Source organism: Micromonospora sp. CCTCC AA 2012012 (assembly GCF_040499845.1).
Classification (GTDB): Bacteria; Actinomycetota; Actinomycetes; order Mycobacteriales; family Micromonosporaceae; genus Micromonospora; species Micromonospora mangrovi.
This window is the reverse complement of sequence record NZ_CP159342.1, coordinates 1,174,843-1,194,741: the sequence shown is the minus strand read 5'-3', so window position 1 is coordinate 1,194,741 and position 19,899 is coordinate 1,174,843. Positions and strand designations below refer to the sequence as shown.

Genomic DNA, 19,899 nt, shown 5'->3' with positions numbered 1-19,899 from the left:
AAGGCCGCTGCGAGCGTGTCGATGGTTCCCCTCCGCTACGACTGCCGCGCGCTCGAGTGCGCCGGCGTCGCCGCCAGGCGCACTATCGCGTCACGATCGATCTTGCCGTTGGGCGTCACCGGCAGCTCGCTCAGCACCGCCCACTTCCTCGGCACCATGTACGCGGGCAGCACGGCGCCCAGTTCCCCGATCAGCGCGGCCGGGTCCGGCCGGGGCGCGCCGGCCGCCGGCACCACCGCCGCGACGAGCTGCTTGTCCGAGCTGTCGCGTCCGGCCGTCAGGACGAGACAGTCGGCGACGCCGCCGCCGGCCGCCCGCAGGACCGCCGAGCGGATCTCGTCCAGCTCGATGCGGAAGCCCCGTACCTTGACCTGGTGGTCGCGTCGGCCCAGGAACCGCACGGTGCCGTCGGCGGCCAGCCGCACCAGGTCACCGGTCCGGTAGAGGCGCTCCGGCAGGTCGGGGCAGAACCGGCCGAACGCGGCGGCCGTCCGCTCCGGGTCGTCGAGGTAGCCCGCCGCGAGTCCGACGCCCGACGTGTACAGCTCGCCGACGGCACCGGGCGGGACCTCCCGCTGGTGGGCGTCGAGGATGTGGATCCCGGTACCCGCGACGGGTCGGCCGATCGGCACGGGGTCGTCCACCTCGGCGGCGCTGCGCATCGGGTGCACGGTGGTGAAGGTGGTGTTCTCGGTGGGTCCGTAGCCGTTGACGACGGTGAGCCCGGGATGCCGGTCGAGCACGGCGCGCACGTGCGCGGCCGAGACGACGTCGCCGCCGGTCAGGAGCACCCGCAGCCCGCCGAGCCGGTCGAGGGCGAAGTCCACCAGCAGCCGGAACAGGCCCGCGGTGAACCACGCCGCGGTGATCCCGCGCTCGCTGACGAACCGCCCCAGCTCGCCCGGATCGCCGAGGTCGGCCGGCCCGATCTCGACGGCGGCACCGGTCAGCAGGGCACCCCAGATCTCCAGCGTGGAGGCGTCGAAGGAGAGCGGCGACATCCGGAGCACCCGGTCACCCGGGCCCAGCGGCGCGTACCGGGGAAGGCCGGTGACCAGGCGCTGCACGCCACGGTGGGGGACGCAGACCCCCTTCGGTCCGCCGGTGGAGCCGGAGGTGAAGGCGACGTAGGCCAGTCGCGTGGCCGGGTCGGCCTGCACGCCGTCGGCGTCGGCCCCCACGGCATCCTCGGCGGCGGCGGCGTCCGTCGCGCGGGTCGCGGACCAGTCCGGGTGCCAGGTCGGCACGAGCCGTGCGCCGACCCGGGTCGCCGGGGAGTCGGCGTCCGCACCGAGGACGGCGCGGGGTCGGAGGGTCCCCAGGATCTGCGCGATCCGCGCCGCCGGGGCCTGCCGGTCCAGGCCGCAGTAGGCGGCGCCGGTGCGGACGACGCCGAGCACGGCCACGACCTCGGCGACCGACGGCGGGCAGGCGACGAGCACCCGGTCGCCGACGGCCACACCGGCCTGCCGCAGGGCGTCGGCCTGCCGGGTCACGGCGCGGTCGAGTTCCGCGTAGCTCAGCGTGACGGCGCCGTCCCGCACGGCGGGCGCATCGGGGGTACGCGCCACCTGGGCGCGGAACCAGTCGTCGAGCGAGCCCGCGCGGTCGCTCGCCTCGTCCACCCCGCCGACGGCGAGCGCGTCCAGCCGGGCCCGTCCCTCGGCCCCGATGCACCGGATCGAGTCCAGCCGCGCGCCCGGATCGCCCGCGAGCGCGGCCAGCGCCGCCGTCCAGCCGGCGAGGAATCCGGCGGCGTCGCGTGCGTCCCAGACGTCGGTGGCGTACTCCAGATGGCCCGCGAGGGTCGGCTCGGCGCGGTTCAGGAAGAGTTCGAGGTCGTACTGCGAGCCGCCGCCGTGCCCCTCCTCCACCTCGATGTCGAGGAACCGGGACGGGATCGCGGCGGGTACCACGTCGTGGTGCACGCCGAACGCGATCTGCGCCAGCGGGTGCTGCCGCGCCGAGCTGACGACGCCCAGCGCGTCGACGATCTCCGCGAACGGCACCGCGTCGTTGTCGAGGCTCGCGACCAGGCTCCGGTGGACGGTCGAGAGGTGGTCGGCGACGCTGGCATCGGGGCGGACGTCGACCCGGACCGGCAGCAGGTTCACCGTGAGGCCGACCAGTTCCGCCAGCTCCGGCGGGCGGCCCGCGACCGGCATCCCGATGACGAGCCGTTCCACGTCGGTGTGGCGGGCCACCGTCAACCCCAGCGCCGCCAGCATGAACGCGGTCGTGGTGATCCCGGCCGTCGCGGCGGCGGCCCGCACCCGCCCGGTGAGCTCAGGACCGAGATCCACGGGTACGCGTGCCCCACGGGCGTCCCGCAGCGGTGCCCGCAGCTTGTTCGACGGCAGCTCCAGCGACTCGGGTACGCCGTCCAGCTGGTGCTTCCAGAAGGCCAACTGCCCGGCCACCGCACCCTCGGCCCGCCGCTGCCGCAGCCAGCCGTCGTAGGCGTCGGCGGGCACCGACGGGCCGGGTTCATACCTTTCGCCGGTGACGAGTGCGTCGTACCGGGCGAAGATCTCGCGCAGGACCAGCGCGATGCTCCAGCCGTCCAGCAGGATGTGGTGCACCGCGAGCACGAGGGCGTGGCGCTGCGGGCCGGACGACGTGAGCGCGAACCGGATCGGCGGGCGACGGGCGAGTGCGAACGGCTCACGGCGTACCTGTTCGGCGAGCGCCGCGACCGAGTCGTACGGAAGCCGCTCCAGCGTCGGTTCGAGGTCGGTGACCTGCCGGGTGACGCGTCCACCGGAGATCGGGAAGACCGTGCGCAGCCCGTCGTGCCGGCGCGCGGTCTGCCGGATCGCCTGCTCCAGCAGCGTCGGCTGGAGTTCCCCGGTGAGGTGACAGGCGAAGACCAGGCAGTAGGGCGCGTCGCCGAGGATGCGGTTCCCCAGCCACAGTCCCTCCTGCATGGACGACACCGACGCTGTCGGGACGGGGTCGCCGGAGCGCACGGCCGGCCGGGCCGCCCCGACGGTTCCGTCCACTGGCTGCGCCGTCGCGGCGCGCTGAAGGACCTGCCCCAACGGGACGTCGGCGAGCAGGTCGGCGACCCGGAGCCGGACGCCCCGCGCGGCGGCACTGCCGATCAGGGAGAACGCGCGCAGGGAGTCGCCGCCCAGTCCGATGAAGCTCACGGCGTCCAGTTGCGCGTCGGTGATTTGCTCGACGCCGGACACCGCGAGGCTCTCGCGGGCCAGGTCGGCCAGCCACGCGGCGGTCGGGTTGTCGATCATCTGGCGGCGCCCGCGGCCTTCTTCTCCAGCGCGGCGTCGACCCACGCGCCCAGCTCGGCGATCGTCGGGTTCCGGTAGAGCGTCGCGATGCCGACGCGGGTCCCCACGGTCTTGCTGATCAGGGCGACCAGCCGCAACGCGAGCATGGAGTCACCGCCGATGGTGAAGAAGTAGTCGTCGCGGCCGATGGGGCTCTTGCCGAGGACGTCGGACCAGATGCCGGCCAGCAGACGTTCGGTGTCGGTGACCAGGTCGTCGTCGCCGCCACGGGTCGGCAGCGGCTGCGCGTCCATGGCGCGGAGCGCGTCGCGGTCCAGCTTGCCGTTCACCGTCACCGGCAGGGAGGCGACCACCGAGACCGTGGAGGGCAGCATGTGCTCCGGCAGTCGACCGGAGAGCCACTCCCGCACGTCCTCCAGGGTCCCCACCGATGCGTCCCCGGCACCGGCGGCCGGCGTGACGAACGCCGCGAGTCGGGGTCCGTCGGCGTCGTCGACCAGCTCGACGACTGCCGCGGCGACGCCCTCACGGGCCGCCAACGCCGCCTCCACCTCACCCAACTCGATCCGGAAACCCCGCAACTGCACCTGCCGATCCAACCGACCCACATACTCGAACTCCGACCCCCACCGCACCTCATCCCCCGTCCGATACCACCGCCCCGACACACCCCCCACCACCGCATCCACAAACCGCAACGCCGTCAACTCCGGCCGATTCACATAACCCCGTGCCACCCCCGCACCCGAAATCCACAACTCACCCGCCTGCCCGACCGGCACCTCCTCCACCAGCGCACCCGCCGCCACATCCCCCAGCCCCGCATCCACCACCACGAAAGTCAGGTCACTCAACGGCACCCCGATCGGACTGCCAGCCCCCTCGACATCCCCGGCCGACAACTCACGAACCGTCGCGTGCACCGTCGTCTCCGTGATCCCGTACAAATTCCACACCCGCGGCCGCTCACCCAACTCCAACAAACCCGCGATCTGCCCCGCACGCACCGCCTCACCACCCAACACCACATGCCGCAATCCACCCGGCACACCCTCACCGACCAGATGCGGCATCAACCGCAACAACGCCGACGGAGTAAGGCTCGCCATCGTGATGTCCCGCTCACCCAACAAACGCGCGAACGCCACCGGGTCACGGCTGTCCTCATAAGAGACCAGCTCCACCCGACCACCCGACGTCAACGCACCCCACAACTCCCACACCGAGAAATCAAAAGCCACCGAGTGGTAACACGACCACACATCAGCCGCCGACCAATCAATCCACTCCCCCACCCGACCGAACAACCGCCCCACCGCACCATGCTCAACAGCAACACCCTTCGGCACCCCCGTCGACCCCGACGTGTAAATCACATACGCCAGATCACCCGAACCCACCTCCGGCAACACGACCCCGTCCAAGGAACCATCAACGGCCCCGACCTCCACCAACTCCGCAGCCTCGGACAGCTCCGCACCCGCACCGCCGTCGACCACCACGAAGCGGGCCCCGGCGTCCTGCACCATGAACCGCAGCCGCTCCACCGGATGACCCGGATCCAACGGCAGATACGCAGCCCCCGCCCGCATCACCCCCAGCAACGCCACGACCAGGTCGACCCCCCGGCCGGCACACACCCCCACCACCTCACCGCGACGGACCCCGCGCTCCACCAGCGACCGCGCCAACCGGTCCGCCCGCTCCACCAGGTCCCCGTACGACAACACCTCGTCACCCGCCGACACCGCCACCGCACCCGGCGTCCGCACACCCCACTCCGCCACCAACGACGGCACCACCACCGAACCCATCACACACCCCCGGAATCGAAGAAGACCACTGCTGTGCCACACGGCGCCGTCGAGATGTCGGCGTACCTCTCAGGTCACCGGTCGTCCACCGCACCCACCGCCTCCCGCAGGCACGCCACGTGCCGCTCCACGATCTCGGCCACCTCCGCAGCGGTGAAGTGATCGCTGGAGCCGTCCACCACCAGGCCGTCGTCGACGACGCTGACGGTGAGCGGAAGCTCGGTGACGTTGTGGTCGGTCACCGTGGCGATGAAGTCGGCCATGCTGGTCTCGGCGAAGTCCGTGTAGGTGAACCAGGTCGTCGGAGCCGGCAGCCCGAACCGGCTGCGCATGGCGGCGAAGGGGAAATGCCGGTGCTCCTGCATCGCCAGCTCGGCCGCCGCCACCTGCGCGACCCGCTCGGGCCAGGAGGCGTCACCGGCGGCGGGCAGCACCGGCACCGCGTTGAGGAAGACGCCCACGGCCAGGTGCGCGCCCGGCGCCTCCGGCCGCGCGTTGGCCACGGCGAGGGTGCCCGGCGGCGGCGCGTCCGGACCCGCCACCAGCGCGATGGCGCGTAGGTGGGCGGCCAGGAACAGCTGTTTCGGCGAACATCTCCAGGCCGCGCACGCCCGGCCGATGTCGTGCCGCAGGCGCTCGTCGATCGGGCGGGTCACCGACCACACCGCCGGCTCCCCGTCCTCCCGGCGTCGGACCGGCACGGCCAACGCCCGCCACTGCCGGGTCATCCCGGACCAGTAGGCCGCCGACTCGGCCGAAGCCAGGGCCTGCGCCTCGGCCTCCGCCGCCAGCCTGCAGACCTCCGTGGGGGCGGCCACCGTGGCTCCGGAGAGCGCGGCCAGGAGCTGGTCGAAGAAGACCGCCACGCTCCAACCGTCCAGCAGGGCGTGATGGTGGGAGAGGAACATCCGCGCCCGGCCACCGGGCAGGACGACGCACCGCAGCCGCCACAGGGGGAAGTCGTCGCGGTAGAAGGGACGCTCGCGCTCGCTCTCCCGGATCTGTTCGACCCGCTTCTGAGCCGCGTCCGGGGCGAGCGTCGACAGGTCCTCGTAGTCCAGCAGCGGTTCGGGCAGGTCGTGGACGAGCTGCACCGGACCGGCCGCGCCCGTCAGGTCGAACTCGGTCCGCAGACCGGGCTGGGCGTCGGTGACGGCGGACAGGGCGGCGGCCAGCGCAGCCCGGGTGAGACCTGACGCGTCGAGGGTCGTCTCCGACACGACGTGGTAGGTCGGGCGGTCCGGATCGCGCTCGCTCTCGAAGAGCATCCCGGTCTGGATGAGCAGGGCCGGGTACGACCGTCCGGTCGTGTCGGTCCCGGGCTGGACCGGAGCCGGGACGGCCGGCGGCGTGACGGCGATCGGCGCCGATGGCGCGGGCGTGGCGATCGGTGCCGTCGCGGCGGTGGCGGCGGCCAGCTCGGCGAGCACCGGATTCATGAACAGGTCGCGGACGCCGAGGTCGAGCCCCTGCTCCTCGGCGGCCATGGAGACCCGGAGCGCGGTCATCGAGTTGCCGCCGATGGCGAAGAAGTGGTCGTCGCGGCTGACGGAGGTCCTGCCGAGAACGTCGGACCAGATGCCGGCCAGCAGACGTTCGGTGTCGGTGACCAGGTCGTCGCCGCCGGCACGGGTGGACAGCGGCCGCACCGGCAGGTCAGCGAGCGCGACCCGGTCCAGCTTCCCGTTCGACGTCACCGGCAGCGCATCGATCAGCCCGAACTCCGACGGCACCATGTGTTCCGGCAACCGCCCCGACAGCCACTCCCGGATCTCCTCCACCGTCCCGACGGCCGCATCCCCGACCCCCGGCGCCGTCGTCAGGAACGCCACCAATCGCGGTCCGTCGGCGTCGTCGACCAGCTCGACCACTGCCGCGCCGACGCCCTCACGGGCCGCCAACGCCGCCTCCACCTCACCCAACTCGATCCGGAAACCCCGCAACTGCACCTGCCGATCCAACCGACCCACATACTCGAACTCCGACCCCCACCGCACCTCATCCCCCGTCCGATACCACCGCCCCGACACACCCCCCACCACCGCATCCACAAACCGCAACGCCGTCAACTCCGGCCGATTCACATAACCCCGTGCCACCCCCGCACCCGAAATCCACAACTCACCCGCCTGCCCGACCGGCACCTCCTCCACCAGCGCACCCGCCGCCACATCCCCCAGCCCCGCATCCACCACCACGAAAGTCAGGTCACTCAACGGCACCCCGATCGGACTGCCAGCCCCCTCGACATCCCCGGCCGACAACTCACGAACCGTCGCGTGCACCGTCGTCTCCGTGATCCCGTACAAATTCCACACCCGCGGCCGCTCACCCAACTCCAACAAACCCGCGATCTGCCCCGCACGCACCGCCTCACCACCCAACACCACATGCCGCAATCCACCCGGCACACCCTCACCGACCAGATGCGGCATCAACCGCAACAACGCCGACGGAGTAAGGCTCGCCATCGTGATGTCCCGCTCACCCAACAAACGCGCGAACGCCACCGGGTCACGGCTGTCCTCATAAGAGACCAGCTCCACCCGACCACCCGACGTCAACGCACCCCACAACTCCCACACCGAGAAATCAAAAGCCACCGAGTGGTAACACGACCACACATCAGCCGCCGACCAATCAATCCACTCCCCCACCCGACCGAACAACCGCCCCACCGCACCATGCTCAACAGCAACACCCTTCGGCACCCCCGTCGACCCCGACGTGTAAATCACATACGCCAGATCACCCGAACCCACCTCCGGCAACACCACATCGGCGGAGCCCTCCCCCGCCGACACCTCCACCAATTCCGCGGCCCCCGACAACTCCCCGCCCATGCCACCGTCCACCACCACGAACCGCGCCCCGGCATCCCTCACCATGAAGCGCAGCCGCTCACCCGGATGCCCCGGATCCAACGGCAGATACGCAGCCCCCGCCCGCATCACCCCCAGCAACGCCACCACCACATCGACCCCACGACCCGCGCAGACACCCACCACCTCACCCCGACGAACCCCGCGCCCCACCAACGACCGCGCCAACCGGTCCGCCCGCTCCACCAGATCCCCGTACGACAACACCTCGTCACCCGCCGACACCGCCACCGCGCTCGGCGTCCGCACACCCCACTCCGCCACCAACGACGGCACCATCACCGAACCCATGCCACACCACCCTCGGAATCACCCCGGCCGACAACCGGGCCGGACCGGAAAGACCACTGCTCGACAGAGCCCGCACACGGACCGTCCCGACGGGATGACCACATCCGCCCCGGCCGGCCCCGGCTTGTATCGTCGCCCGCATGACTCCAGACCTTGAAGCCCCGGCTGCGGTGGCCGATCTCGACGCCTACCTCGACGCCGCGCCGCGCCCCGACTGCGATCCGGTGGAGGTCGGGCCGTTCACCCTCTTCGTGTCGCGCTCGCCGTGGCCGTACTACGCGCGCCCGACCGTGGGGCGGCGTGCACCGATCACCGCCGGTGATCTCGACGCGCTCACGGCCGCCTGCGCCGAGCGCGGCGTGGGCCTCGGCATCGAGTGGGTGCACGAGGTGCATCCCGAGCTCGCCGCGCTGGTCACGGCGTACGGGCTGGACCTCAGCTCGCACGCGCTGATGCGGGCCGAAGCCGGGGACGTGGCCGCGACGGCGGTCGACGGAGTCACCCTGCGTATCGTGGCGGCCGGCGATCCGGCGCTGCTGGCCGGGCGCGCGACGGCCGACGTCGCCTTCACGGCCGGCGGCACCGACGTCGGTCCGGAGGGTGCCGCCGAGCGGGACGCCTTCCTCGGCAAGCTCGACCCCGCGCTGGTCGCCCACCTCAACGACCGCGCGCGGCGCGGGCTGACGGTCACCGCCGTCGCCGAGGACCCCGAGGAGGGCGTCGTCGCCGCCGGCAGCTACCAGCCCATGGGCGCGTACGCCGAGATCATGGCCGTGGCGACCCTGCCGTCCGCCCGGCGTCGCGGGCTGGCCGGCGCGCTCACCGCGCTGCTCGCCCGGCACGCGCACGACGAGGCCGGGGTACGGACCGTCCTGCTCTCCGCCCAGGACGACGCGGTCGCCCGCGTCTACGCGCGGGTGGGCTTCCAGCAGGTCGGTACGGCGCACGCCGCCGAGCCGGTGGGCTGACCGAGGCGACCGCATCCGTCAGCCCGCCGTCTTCGCCGGCTGTCCCAGCCCCTCGGCGATCAGGGCGACCAGTTCGCCCACGGTACGCACGGACATGAAGCGACGCAGGTCCAGCTTGATCGGCAGCTCCTGCTCCACGTCGACCATGAGGGACAGCGCCTTGAGGCTCGACCACTCGTCGATGTCCTCGAACCGGGACTCCGCGGTCAGGGCGGCCGGGTCCAGGTCGGCGACCTGGGCGATCATCTCGGTGACGTGGGTCATCAGGTCAGACATCGACGGTCTCGCCTTCCAGGTCGATCCAGGCCGGCGCCAGCCGGGGCAGCGGTACGAGTGCCAGCTCGTAGGTCTGTCCCGGCTCGGCGACGGGGGTGAAGCCGGCCTCCCGGTAGAACGCCGCGGCGGGGGCGTTGCGGGGGGTCGGGACGAAGTCGGCGAGCAGGCGTACCGCGCCGTGGCGCGCCGCGCGCTCGGCCACGCGGTGCAGGACCGCGAACTCGATGCCCCGGGAGAACACCCGGCAGCTCATGACGAAGTTGTCGATCGTCCACTGCTGCGGCCCCGCCGACAGCAGGACCGCGCCGACCGTCTCCTCCGAGCCGAACCGGTCGGCGACGTCGAAGACGAGGACGGTACGGTCCTGCGCCGCCAGCGCCTCGTCGAGCTGCGCCTCCGTCAGGCGGAGATTGGTGGTGTTGAACTGGTTGGTCCGATGCAGGAGCTGGTGGACCCGCGGCACCGCGTACGGGTCGGCGTCGCGGACGCGGACGCGCAGCTCCAGGCTCTCCAGGAAGGCCTCGGTGCTGCCGGCCGCGACGAAACTGGCGCGGCGCTGGGTCTCCGCCCGGTAGCGCCCGGTGCGCTCCAGGTCGGTTCCGGTCAGCTGCACCACGTCGAAGAGGCCGGTGCCGAGCAGCCGGGCGGCGTGGTCGGCGGGGTCGCCGTCGGCCCGTACGACGCGGACGTCGGGCAGCGCGCCGCGGACCAGCTCGCACTCGAAGGCGCTGTCGTCGAAGAACACCATGCTGTCCAGGCCCAGGTTGAGCGTCCCGGCGAGCTGCCGGAGGTTCTCGTCCTTGGGTGACCAGTTCACCGCCTGCGCCACGAAGTCCTCGGCGCGCAGCACCATCTCCGGATGCTCGGCGAAGACCTGGGCGACCGGCTCCCGGCTGTTCTTGCTGCACACCGCGAGGAGCACGCCCTGCTGGCGGAGCAGCTTCGCGCGCCGCTGCACCTCGACGTAGGCGTTGCCCGGGTAGAGCGAGCCCAGCTCGATCCCGGTGGGACCGTCGTCGCCGACCACGCCGCCCCAGAGGGTCTGGTCCAGGTCCAGGACGAGCACCTTGCGGGACAGGCCGGTCAGGGCACGGCAGAACGCCGCCGCCTCCGACGCGTACAGGTCCTCGACGCCCGGCGACCAGGCCATCCGGGCGAAGCGGTAGCGCCGTTCGTCGCGCAGCGCGACGGGCTGGTTCGCGACGAGCGTCTCCAGGTCCACGACGTGCAGCTGCGGTGACCGCTCCGGCAGGTCGAGCAGCGCCAGGTTCGCCCGCCGCCAGGCCCGGCCCAGCGCGGCCCGGCTGCGCTGGGCGATCAGCGTCCGGTATTCGAGTACGGAGAGCGGCACGGTGTGCAGCAGCACCGTGGCGCCGGTGCGCGCCGCGAAGCCCAGCGCCAGCTCACCGATCTCGGTGGCCTGGGCGGTGACGTGCCGGTCCAGTGCGGCGAGGTCGGTCGGGTCCCCGTCGCGCGGCAGCAGGGCCTCGTCGTGCAGGAGGCAGAGCACCACGTCCGGCGCGAAGCCGGCCAGCGGTGAGGCGGGATCGCCGAGGTCGAGCGCCAGCCGACCGTAGCCGGTCAACTGGATCTCGGCGTCGATCCCGGCCGCCAGCAGCGCGGTACGCAGCAGCGGGACGACGCCGTCCGCGGTGAAGGTGCCGGTGAGGCCGACCCGCAGCGGGCGGAGCGTCCGGTCCGGACCGGCGACGAGGCGGGCGGGGACGCCGGCCAGCAGGGCGCCGACCTTCGCCCGCTCCGCCGTCCCGGTCAGCTCCCGGATCGCGGGCCACAGCTCGGGGTCCGGGGCTGCGCCGTCCGTCCGGAGACGGCGCAGCCGGGCGAGCAGGTCGGCCGTGGACGGCCCGCTCATATCCGCAGCAGGGTGACGGCCCAGTGCATGCCGCCGCCGAGGGTCGTCAGGGCGACGACGTCGCCCTCCTTGAGTTCGCCGGCCTGCATCAGCCGGTGCAGGGCCAGCATCTGGTCGGCCGAGCCGAAGTGGCCGAGGTCGAGGGCCAGGTCGCCGTTGAACCGCTCCAGCGGGACGTTCAGCGCCTTGGCGATGTCGGACATCGCCTGCTGGTTGTCGTTGAGGTGGATGAACCGGGTGATCTGCTCGGGCGCGATGCCGGTACGGGCGCAGACCCGGTCGACCGCCGCCCGCATGTTGCCGCCGAACTTCCGGAAGAACTCCAGCATCCGGCGGGCGTCGTTGCCGAGGATCTCCGCGACCCGGCCGAGCGGGTTGGCCTGCTTCTGCAGGTCCTCCGTCCCGTCCGTGCCCGAGGTGCCGAAGGGCTGGGCGGTGCCGCCGACGTCCATCCGGAAGAAGTTGGCGTACCGGCCGTCGGTGATGGTCTCGGTGGCCAGCCACCGGCCCCGCTCGTGGCCGCGCCGCACCAGCGCCGCCACCGCGCCGTCCGACAGCACGCTCGTGCTCGTCTCCATCCGGTTCTGGTACGTGTCGCAGATCCGGTTGGACGAGACGATGAGGGCGTTCTGATAGTTCTCGTGGGTCGCGAAGCGGCCGGCGACGGTGTCGAAGGCCATCACGCCGGCGCAGCACGCCTGGTTGACCAGGATCGCCTCGGCGTTGACCGCCCCGATCCGGCCCTGCACCGCAGCGGCCGCGTCCCAGCAGAGGTATTCGGCGAAGTCGGCGATGGCCAGCACCACCAGGTCGACCTCCGCGGCGTCCAGCGCGGCCGCCTTGAGGGCCTCCTCGCACGCCCGCACCGCCAGGTCGGTGAGCTGCATGCTCTCGTCCGCGCAGTGGAACTGCCGGTAACCCCACGACCGCACCGTCTCGTGCTGGGTCGTGTACTCGTCGATCACCGAGTCGGTGATCTTCACCGGCTCACCGAGAGATTCGCCGATGGCGACGATCCCGTACGACATCTCAGTCTCCTACCTTGGTTCGGACGGGGCCGGTCACGCGGACGCGGTCCGGGCGGGTTCGACGGGCTCCGTCTCCGCCGCCTCGGCGGCGGCTGCGGTCTGCTCCTCGTGTGGCTTGTCCGTCTCGCTGCCGAGCCGGCGGCGCAGCATCGCGGTGGGGATCAGGATGAGCAGGCAGCCCACGGCCAGGCCCGCCACCAGCGGCACGCCCTTCCCGACCGGCAGCAGCGCGGCGGCGATCGCCGGGCCGACGATCGCCCCACCGGTGATCGCGAAGGCGAACAGGGCGTTGGCCCGGCCCCGCACCTGGTCGTCGACGACGTCGTTGAGGAGCGCGGCGAGGACCGGCGTCACCATCACCTCGGCCGCCGCGAAGGGCACACTCGAGACGAAGAGCAGGACGAGCGCCGTCGTCCCGCTGGACCGGCCGGCGAGCAGCACCAGGATCCAGCTGACCCCCCACAGCAGCCCGGACGCCGTCAGCCAGGTGGTGCGGCGGACCTGACCCAGCCGGGGGATCACCACGAACTGGGCGAGCACCACGACCACGACGTTGACGACGAACGCGCCCGCGACGCCGCGCGGGGAGACCGCGTGGTTGATCGTCAGGTAGCCCGGCAGGACCGACTCGAACAGGCCGTAGTAGAAGACCGCGGCGAGGCTCATCGTCGCGAAGATCAGCATCACCACGGGGTTGCGCAGCACCATGCGGTAGGACGGCTTGGGCCCCGCCTCCCCGTCGCCCTCGCCGGCCGCCTCTTCCTTCCCGGCGTCGGTCGGTGCGACCAGCAGGACCACCGCCATGAACAGGAACGTGACGCCGTTGAGGACGTAGAGCAGCTGGTAGCGCTCCAGGGTGCCGTTGACGAGCACGCCGCCGAGCAGGACGCCGAGCCCGACGGCCGCGTTGAAGACGCCGAACTGGAGCCCGAAGAAGACGGTGCGTTCCTTCGGCGGGACCACCGTGGCGAACATCGTCCGGACGACCGGACCGATGCCGCCGCCCGCGATCCCGACGAGCGCCGCGACGGCAATCGCCGTCCAGGGCCGGTCCGCGAACGCGTAGAGGGTGGAGCCGATGGCGGCCAGCACCATCACCGTGGGCATGACGATCCGGTGGCGGTACCGGTCGAGCAGGGAGCCCCAGACCAGCCCCGAGGCGAACGAGGCGACCGCGGTGACCGCGAGCGCCGCCGCGGCCACCCGGATGTTGATGTGCCGCACCTCGCTCAGGTAGATGAGCAGGAAGGGCATCACCATGCCGATGCCGAAGGCGTTCACGCCGTCGGCCAGGAGCAGCACCTTGGCCCGGCCGGGCAGCCGCTTGAGCACGGCGATCAGGTTGTTGTCGGGCGCGGTCTTCGCGGGTTCCGCGTTCTCGGGCGCGGTGTCCGTCGGGGCGCTCACGGGCGGGGGTCCACGTCGGCGAACCAGATGGTGCGGCCGGCGACCGGGAGGAACCCGGCCCCGGGCAGCGCCTCGGCGAGCTCGCGCTGGCCGTCCTCCTCGGCGACGGCCGTCACCGACGCGGCACCGGCCTCGTCGGCCAGCCGGGCCGCCGTGGCGAGCAGCGCGGCCGGGACGCCCCGGCCCGCGGCCTCCGCCAGCACCTGGGCGGCGAGGACGAACCCCTCCTCACCGTCGGCGAGCGGAGTCAACGCCAGCCAGCCCAGGGCCGGACCGGAGGCCCGGCAGACCAGCAGCGCACCGGTGTTCTCGTCGACCAGGTCGCGGCGGATCTCGTCCGGGTCGGAGGTCATCCGGGCACCGCCGGGCATCACCGCCTCCGCGACCGTACGGGTCGCCAGCTCGACGAACTCGTCGACCGCGGCCCGGTCGGCGCGGTCCACGACGTCGATCGTGAAGCCGTCGGGCGCGTCCGCACCGGCGGCGCCCCGGTCACGCCGGGTGATCAGGTGGTGGCCGATGGGCCGGAAGCCGTGCTTGCGCACCCAGGCGACCGACGGGTGGTCCTCGTCCGGGGTGCCGGTCACCATGCCGGTCTTGCCGTGCGCGCGGGCGTGCTCGCGGATCTCGCCGAGCAGCCGCTCGGCCAGGCCGCGCCGGGCGACGGCCGGGTGCACGACGATGTACATCAGGTGGTTCGTGGGGTCCTCCACGCCCTCCTTGTCGCCGGACTGGGCGTACGCCAGGAGCCGCTTGCCGTCGCGGACGACCCGGCGCAGCGGGTCGGAGCCGGGCACGAACGCGAGGTCGTCGCCGCCGGCCTTGCGCACCTTGCCGAGCTTGGCGAGCGCGGCACGCTCCTCCTCGTCGTCGCGCATCGGCTCGGACTCCGGCAGGTCGGGCGCGAGCCGGAGCACGTAGTGCAGGATGTTCTCCTCCGTGCGCTCCAGCCGGAAGCCGGCCCGCTCGAGGACGCCCCGCGAGGCGGCGTTGTCCGTGGTGGTCCGCGCGATGACGCGGCGTACACCGGGCTGGGTGAAGGCCCAGCGGGTCAGCGCGGTCACCGCCTCGGTGGCGTAGCCCTGGCCCCGGGCCGACTCGGCCAGGCCGAAGCCGATCTCCGCGGCGCCGTCCCTCGGCGGCCGGTGGAAGCCGATGTCACCGAAGACGGGCCCGTCGGGCTGCGCCGAGACGAGGTACATGCCGAACCCGAACTGCAACTCCTCCGGCGTCCGCGTCAGGAAGTTCCGGGCGCCGAAACCGGAGCCGGTGAGGGGGTAGTTCTCGACGTACCCGTCGGCGCCCGCCCCGCTCTCCAGCACCTCCAGCAGCGCGGTCACCTCGGCCGGGGCCAGCTCGCGCAGGCGGATCCGGTCGGTGGTGAGGACGTTCGTGACGGCGGCGCCCGCCGCCCGCTCGGGACGCGGACCGGGGCCGTCCCAGACCTGGGCGATGTGGTCGAGGCACTCCTGCTGGGAGCCCACGAACCCGGTGGGCTGCCAGCCGGCGGGAAGCTCCTGGTGGTCGGCCCAGGTGGAGTGTTGGCCGTTGTCGTTCGTGACTACCTGGTAGGGCATCGGTGGAGGTCTCTCCTAGGAGCTGGTACGGGGTGCCGACCGGGACACGAAGTCCCACAGCCGTGACTTGGGGAAGAAGCCGGTCTCGACGCAGTGGCCGATCACGACCCGCAGGAGGGCTAGGTCGGGGGCGGGGCACTCGAGACCGGCCAGGGCGGACATGGTCGTCCGGGTGTCGTATTCCACCACGGTGCCGGCGGGTCCGTTGAACTGCCGCAGGAACGGGGCCGCCTCCGCGTCCGCCTCGTCGGCGTCCGGGCGGGTGAGCCAGCCGACGACGCTCTCCGGATCGGTGAGGATGGCCGGATAGCCCAGGTCGCGCAGGATCCCGGTGAGCGCCGGCATGGTCAGCTGCCGGGGGTTGAGGACGTGGAAGGTACGCCCCGAGTGGGACGGGTCGTCCGACAACCGGAGCACGGCGGCCGCGGCGAAGTCCACCGGCGTGACGTTCATGCTGAAGCCCGGCACGTCCGGCACCAGTCCGCACCGCATGATGGCGCGCACCAGCTGGTACAGCAGGTTGCCCCGGGGGTCGGGGAGGAAGGTCCCGGACCTGCTGTCGCCGATCAGGCCCCCGACCCGGTGCACCGTCGCGTCGAGCCCGTCCTTGACGGCCTGCCGGATCACCTGCTCGGCCTCGAACTTCGAGCGCGAGTACGGGTTGTCGAACTTCTCGCCCCGGTCGAAGTCGTCCTCGCGGATGGTGACCGTCGGGCCGTCACCGGGCGCGGCGCCCACCGCCGACGCGGTCGACACGTGCGCCATCCGCCAGCCCCGGGCCAGCGCCAGCTCGGCCAGCAGCCGGGTCGGCGCCACGTTGGCGGACCGCAGGTCCTCGATCCGGCCGAACATCTTCGACTCCGCCGCGGAGTGGACGATCGTCCCGATCCCCGCGATCGAGGTGCCCAACGCGTCGGCGGTCAGCTCCCGCAGGTCGGTCTCGACGACCGTGACCCGGTCCCGCAGCAGGGGCAGGACGTCGGGGGCGTACCGCGCGACGGTCTCGTCGAGCCGGGCCGCCCCGCTGACGCCGTCGCGGGGCCGGACCGGGCAGACCACCGCCCCCTCCGGGTCGCGCAGCAGCGTGGCGAGCAGGTGCGCGCCGAGGAAACCGGCCGCCCCGGTCAGCAGCACGTCGCCCCGGCCGGCCCGGGTTCCGGTGGGCGCGGGGACCGGGGCCCGCTCGGCGGTCGCCGCGACGGCGGTGACGACGACGCGCGCCGGCTCGCTCACGGCGGCCACCGGCTCCGGGTCCGCCGCCGCGCCACCGGCGAGCTGGTCCAGGTGCGCGGCGAAGGTCCCGACGGTGCGGTGGGTGAAGAAGTCCTGGATGGTGGCGTCGGGGAAGCGGTCCTGGATCTCGGCCAGGCACGCCAGGACCAGCATCGAGTGGCCGCCGGCGTCGAAGAAGTCGGCGTCGGCGTCGGCGATGTCCACGCCGAGCGTCTCCGACCAGATCTCCGCGACGTATCGCTCCATCTCGGTCATTCCGGCCTCCTGGGCGGTCTCCGCGTCCGGTCGGGGTTGCGCGGCCGACGGGGCGTCGGTCGTGGCGGCCGGCTCGGGGACGGCGGCGTTGGGGACGGTCGCGAGGCCGGCGAGCAGCGTGTCGTAGTCGGCCGCGAGGCCGCGCACCGTCGACTCGTCGAAGAGAGCGGGGTCGTATTCCAGGTCGAGGCGCAGGCGCCCGTCATCGGCGGGCGTGACGTAGAGGGTGAGGTCGTACTTCGCGCCGAGGCCGGGCAGCTCGACGGGTCGGCCGGGCCGCCCGTCGAAGTCCGGCAGGACGAACTGGTCCGGCATGGTGAACATGACCGAGAAGAGCGGCGTCCGGTCCAGCTCACGCCGCGGGTTGAGCGCGGCGACCAGTTTGTCGAACGGGAAGTCCGAGTGCCGGATCGCGTCGAGGACCGTGGTCTGCACGTCCCGGGCGAGGGTCTCGAAGCTCTGTCCCGACGTGATCCGGACCCGGAGCACGAGGGTGTTGAGGAACGGTCCGAAGACGCGTCGGGCCCGCTCGGAGGTGCGCCCGGTGGCCGGGGTGGCGATCGACAGGTCGTCGGCGCCGCTGCGCAGCCGCAGCAGGGCCGCCCAGGTCGCGAGCATGGTGCTGAACAGGGTGACGTTGAGCCGGGCCGCCAGCTCCCGGGCCTGGGCGGACTGCTCGCTGCTCAGCGTCCACGTCCACTGTGCCCCCGAGCCGTCGCGCACCTTCGGCCGCGGCCGGTCGGTGGGCAGCGGCACCAGGTCAGACGCCCCGGCGAGCTGGTCCAGCCAGTACGCCCGGCTGGCCGAGTCGTCCAGGTCGGTGGCGAGCACGTCGTGGTACTGGACCGGCACCGTCGCCGGCTCGCCGGGCAGCCCGGCGCGGTGCCGGCGGTAGTCCTCGGCGAGTTCGTCCACCAGCACGCCCATCGACGTCGCGTCGCAGATCGCGTGGTGCGCCGTGAAGACGAGGAGGCTCCGCTCAGGACCGCGGACCAGCGTGCCCCGCACCGGGGTGGTCGTCCCGAGGCACCGCACCGGCGGCCCGCTCACCTCACGGGCCCACTCCCGGACGTCGGGATCGTCGACGAGCGGACGGCGGCCCGCCACGCCGGCCTCGACCACCTCCAGCGTGGCGCCCGGCTCGGGGCGGATCTCGGGCACGAACCGCCCGCCGTCCCGGGAGAACACGGTACGCAGCGCGCTGTGCCGGACCTGGGCGTCGCGGAAGGCGGCGGCCATCGCGGCCTCGTCCACCCGCCCGGCGACCTCGAACGCCAGGGTGACGTTGTGCTGGTTCGACTCCGGCTGCATCAGGTCGATCATCAGCATGCCCTGCTGGACGGCCGACGCCTGATACGTGGTGACCGGCTCGGCCGACTCCGTCGCCGGGACGGCCACCGCGGTGGACGACGCGGCGGCGGCCGGCAGCAGGCTCGCCATCGCCTCGAAGGTGCCCGCGTCGAGCAGGTCCGCCAGGCTGGGCGCCGTGCCGAGCAGCGCCTGGATCCGCTGCTGGAAGCGGAGCAGGATCAGCGAGTCGCCACCGCACTGGAGGAAGGAGGTGTCCGGCTCGGGCGCGACGCCCAGCAGGTCCGTCCAGAGTTCGGCCAGCACCTCGCGCGGTGGCCGGGCCGGTCCGGCCGGCTGGGGCGCGGCGGCCGCCGCGGCCGGGGTCGGCGCGGCGCCCAGCCCCGCCGGCTCCGGGCGGGCGGAGTACACCCGACGGTGGAAGCCGTACCCCGGCAGGTGCCGGCGCCGCCCCGGCACGCCGCCGGTCAGGTCGGCGGGGACGCCGTGGCACCAGGCCTCGGCGGCGGCACCGGCGACGGCGACGGCGGCGTCCTGATCGCGGTCCAGCACCGGGACGAGCGCCGGTGGCGTCGGCAGCTGACCGGCCAGCGGCAGCAGCACCGGATGCGGCCCGACCTCGATGAGCACGGCGGGTCGGTCGTCGGCGCAGGCGAGGGCGAGCGCGTCCCAGAAGCGGACCGGCCCGGTCAGGTGGTCACGCCAGTAGCGGGCGTCGGGCGCGGCGGTCAGCACCCCCTGCGAGCAGCTGATCCACTGTGCCGAGCTGGGTGCCGACCAGGTGACCTGCGCCGCCGCGGCGGCGAAGTCGTCGGCCATCGGGGCGAGCAGCTCGCTGTGGAACGCGTGGGAGGTGCGCAGCCGGCGGCAGGTGAGGCCGGCCTCCTCCAGTCGGGCCCCGAGGTCGGTGACGGCGTCGGCGTCCCCGCTCAGCACCAGGTCGCGCGGGCTGTTGTGGACCGCGACGCAGACGCCCGGCGTCTGGTCGACCAGGGCGGCCACGGCGACGGCGTCGGCCGCGGCGCAGCGGACCGCGAGCATGGCACCCGGCCGGGTCCGCTCCACCATGAGGACGCCGCGCCGGGCGACCAGCCGCACCGCGTCCTCGTCGGACACCGCGCCGGCCGCGGCGGCGGCGGCGAACTCGCCCACGCTGTGCCCGAGCACGGTGTCGGGCGTGATGCCGTAGCGCCGCAGCACGCGCAGCAGACCGAGCTGCACGGCGACGATGGCCGCCGCCGCCACGTCCGTGCGGGCCAGCGTGTCGGCCAGTTCCGGCTTGTACAGGCAGTCGAGGAGACCGGCCGGCAGCTCGTCCCGGAGCAGGGCGTCGGCCCGGTCGAGCCAGTCGCGGAACTCCGGGTACGCCCGGTAGGCGCCGGCCGCCATGCCGGTGTACTGGCTGCCCTGACCGGTGAAGACCAGGACGGTGCGCGGGGTCTCCGGCGGCTCGCTGCCGCGGCGGTGCGTCGGGCCGCCGACCGGCTCACGCAGGGCCCGCGCGGCGGCGGCCGGGTCGCCGGCCACCACGGCGAGGCGCCGGTCGAACCGCTCGCGGCCGTACGCCAGCGTGGTCGCGGCGTCGTCGAGCGACAGGTCCGGGTGGTCGTCCAGGAACGCCGCGAGGGCGTCGGCGGTCAGACCGAGAGCCGTTCCGCTGCGCGCCGAGAGCGGGAGGATCCTCGGCGGTCGCACCGCGTCGAGGGGTACGTCGTTCCGCGTCATGTCCTTCTCCG

General features: G+C 73.1%; 10 protein-coding genes. 1 reads left to right on the top strand and 9 read right to left on the bottom strand.

The genetic code is table 11. The annotated features are described in order from the left end of the window. Positions 1-35 precede the first annotated feature (35 nt). The 3 genes from ABUL08_RS05460 to ABUL08_RS05450 form a co-directional block, all read right to left on the bottom strand. A complete protein-coding gene (locus ABUL08_RS05460; RefSeq protein ID WP_350935102.1) occupies positions 36-3,251 on the bottom strand; it encodes a non-ribosomal peptide synthetase in 3,216 nt (1,071 codons plus the stop codon). Beyond that, entirely contained in the window at positions 3,248-5,065 is a 1,818-nt protein-coding gene (locus tag ABUL08_RS05455; RefSeq protein ID WP_350935100.1) for a non-ribosomal peptide synthetase, read from the bottom strand. The genes ABUL08_RS05460 and ABUL08_RS05455 overlap by 4 nt, the downstream gene beginning before the upstream one ends. Before the next feature lie 74 nt (positions 5,066-5,139). Beyond that, positions 5,140-8,226, bottom strand: coding sequence for an amino acid adenylation domain-containing protein (locus ABUL08_RS05450; protein ID WP_350938510.1), 3,087 nt, complete (start codon positions 8,224-8,226; stop codon positions 5,140-5,142). 152 nt (positions 8,227-8,378) lie between these two features. On the opposite strand from ABUL08_RS05450, the gene ABUL08_RS05445 reads away from it, so the two are divergent. After that, positions 8,379-9,206: a GNAT family N-acetyltransferase gene (locus ABUL08_RS05445; protein ID WP_350935098.1), complete on the top strand. Its 828-nt coding sequence runs from the start codon at positions 8,379-8,381 to the stop codon at positions 9,204-9,206. 18 nt (positions 9,207-9,224) lie between these two features. Here the strand turns inward: ABUL08_RS05445 and ABUL08_RS05440 are convergent, their stop codons facing one another. From ABUL08_RS05440 to ABUL08_RS05415, 6 genes are read right to left on the bottom strand one after another with little or no spacing between them, the layout of a single operon-like run. After that, on the bottom strand, positions 9,225-9,482 hold the full coding sequence (locus ABUL08_RS05440) for an acyl carrier protein (protein WP_350935096.1): 258 nt from the start codon (positions 9,480-9,482) through the stop codon (positions 9,225-9,227). Continuing rightward, positions 9,475-11,355 (bottom strand): HAD-IIIC family phosphatase, encoded by a 1,881-nt coding sequence (locus ABUL08_RS05435; protein ID WP_350935095.1) that lies wholly within the window; start codon positions 11,353-11,355, stop codon positions 9,475-9,477. Before ABUL08_RS05435 ends, ABUL08_RS05440 begins: the two co-directional genes overlap by 8 nt. Further along, complete coding sequence (locus ABUL08_RS05430) at positions 11,352-12,383, bottom strand: 3-oxoacyl-ACP synthase III family protein (RefSeq protein ID WP_350935094.1); 1,032 nt, start codon at positions 12,381-12,383, stop codon at positions 11,352-11,354. The genes ABUL08_RS05435 and ABUL08_RS05430 overlap by 4 nt, the downstream gene beginning before the upstream one ends. A gap of 33 nt (positions 12,384-12,416) precedes the next feature. Continuing rightward, positions 12,417-13,790 carry an MFS transporter gene (locus ABUL08_RS05425; protein ID WP_350935093.1) on the bottom strand — a complete coding sequence of 458 codons (1,374 nt, stop codon included), beginning with the start codon at positions 13,788-13,790 and terminating at the stop codon, positions 12,417-12,419. Beyond that, on the bottom strand, positions 13,787-15,367 hold the full coding sequence (locus tag ABUL08_RS05420; RefSeq protein ID WP_350935091.1) for a GNAT family N-acetyltransferase: 1,581 nt from the start codon (positions 15,365-15,367) through the stop codon (positions 13,787-13,789). The genes ABUL08_RS05425 and ABUL08_RS05420 overlap by 4 nt, the downstream gene beginning before the upstream one ends. Positions 15,368-15,382: 15 nt before the next feature. Then, complete coding sequence (locus tag ABUL08_RS05415; RefSeq protein WP_350935090.1) at positions 15,383-19,888, bottom strand: condensation domain-containing protein; 4,506 nt, start codon at positions 19,886-19,888, stop codon at positions 15,383-15,385. Between the last annotated feature and the right edge of the window lie 11 nt (positions 19,889-19,899).

Bases quoted from the DNA above. Each gene is read 5' to 3' on its own strand.
- ABUL08_RS05460 (WP_350935102.1), bottom strand. From the start codon at position 3,251: ATGATCGACAACCCGACCGCCGCGTGGCTGGCCGACCTGGCCCGCGAG.
- ABUL08_RS05455 (WP_350935100.1), bottom strand. From the start codon at position 5,065: ATGGGTTCGGTGGTGGTGCCGTCGTTGGTGGCGGAGTGGGGTGTGCGG.
- ABUL08_RS05450 (WP_350938510.1), bottom strand. From the start codon at position 8,226: ATGGTGCCGTCGTTGGTGGCGGAGTGGGGTGTGCGGACGCCGAGCGCG.
- ABUL08_RS05445 (WP_350935098.1), top strand. From the start codon at position 8,379: ATGACTCCAGACCTTGAAGCCCCGGCTGCGGTGGCCGATCTCGACGCC.
- ABUL08_RS05440 (WP_350935096.1), bottom strand. From the start codon at position 9,482: ATGTCTGACCTGATGACCCACGTCACCGAGATGATCGCCCAGGTCGCC.
- ABUL08_RS05435 (WP_350935095.1), bottom strand. From the start codon at position 11,355: ATGAGCGGGCCGTCCACGGCCGACCTGCTCGCCCGGCTGCGCCGTCTC.
- ABUL08_RS05430 (WP_350935094.1), bottom strand. From the start codon at position 12,383: ATGTCGTACGGGATCGTCGCCATCGGCGAATCTCTCGGTGAGCCGGTG.
- ABUL08_RS05420 (WP_350935091.1), bottom strand. From the start codon at position 15,367: ATGCCCTACCAGGTAGTCACGAACGACAACGGCCAACACTCCACCTGG.
- ABUL08_RS05415 (WP_350935090.1), bottom strand. From the start codon at position 19,888: ATGACGCGGAACGACGTACCCCTCGACGCGGTGCGACCGCCGAGGATC.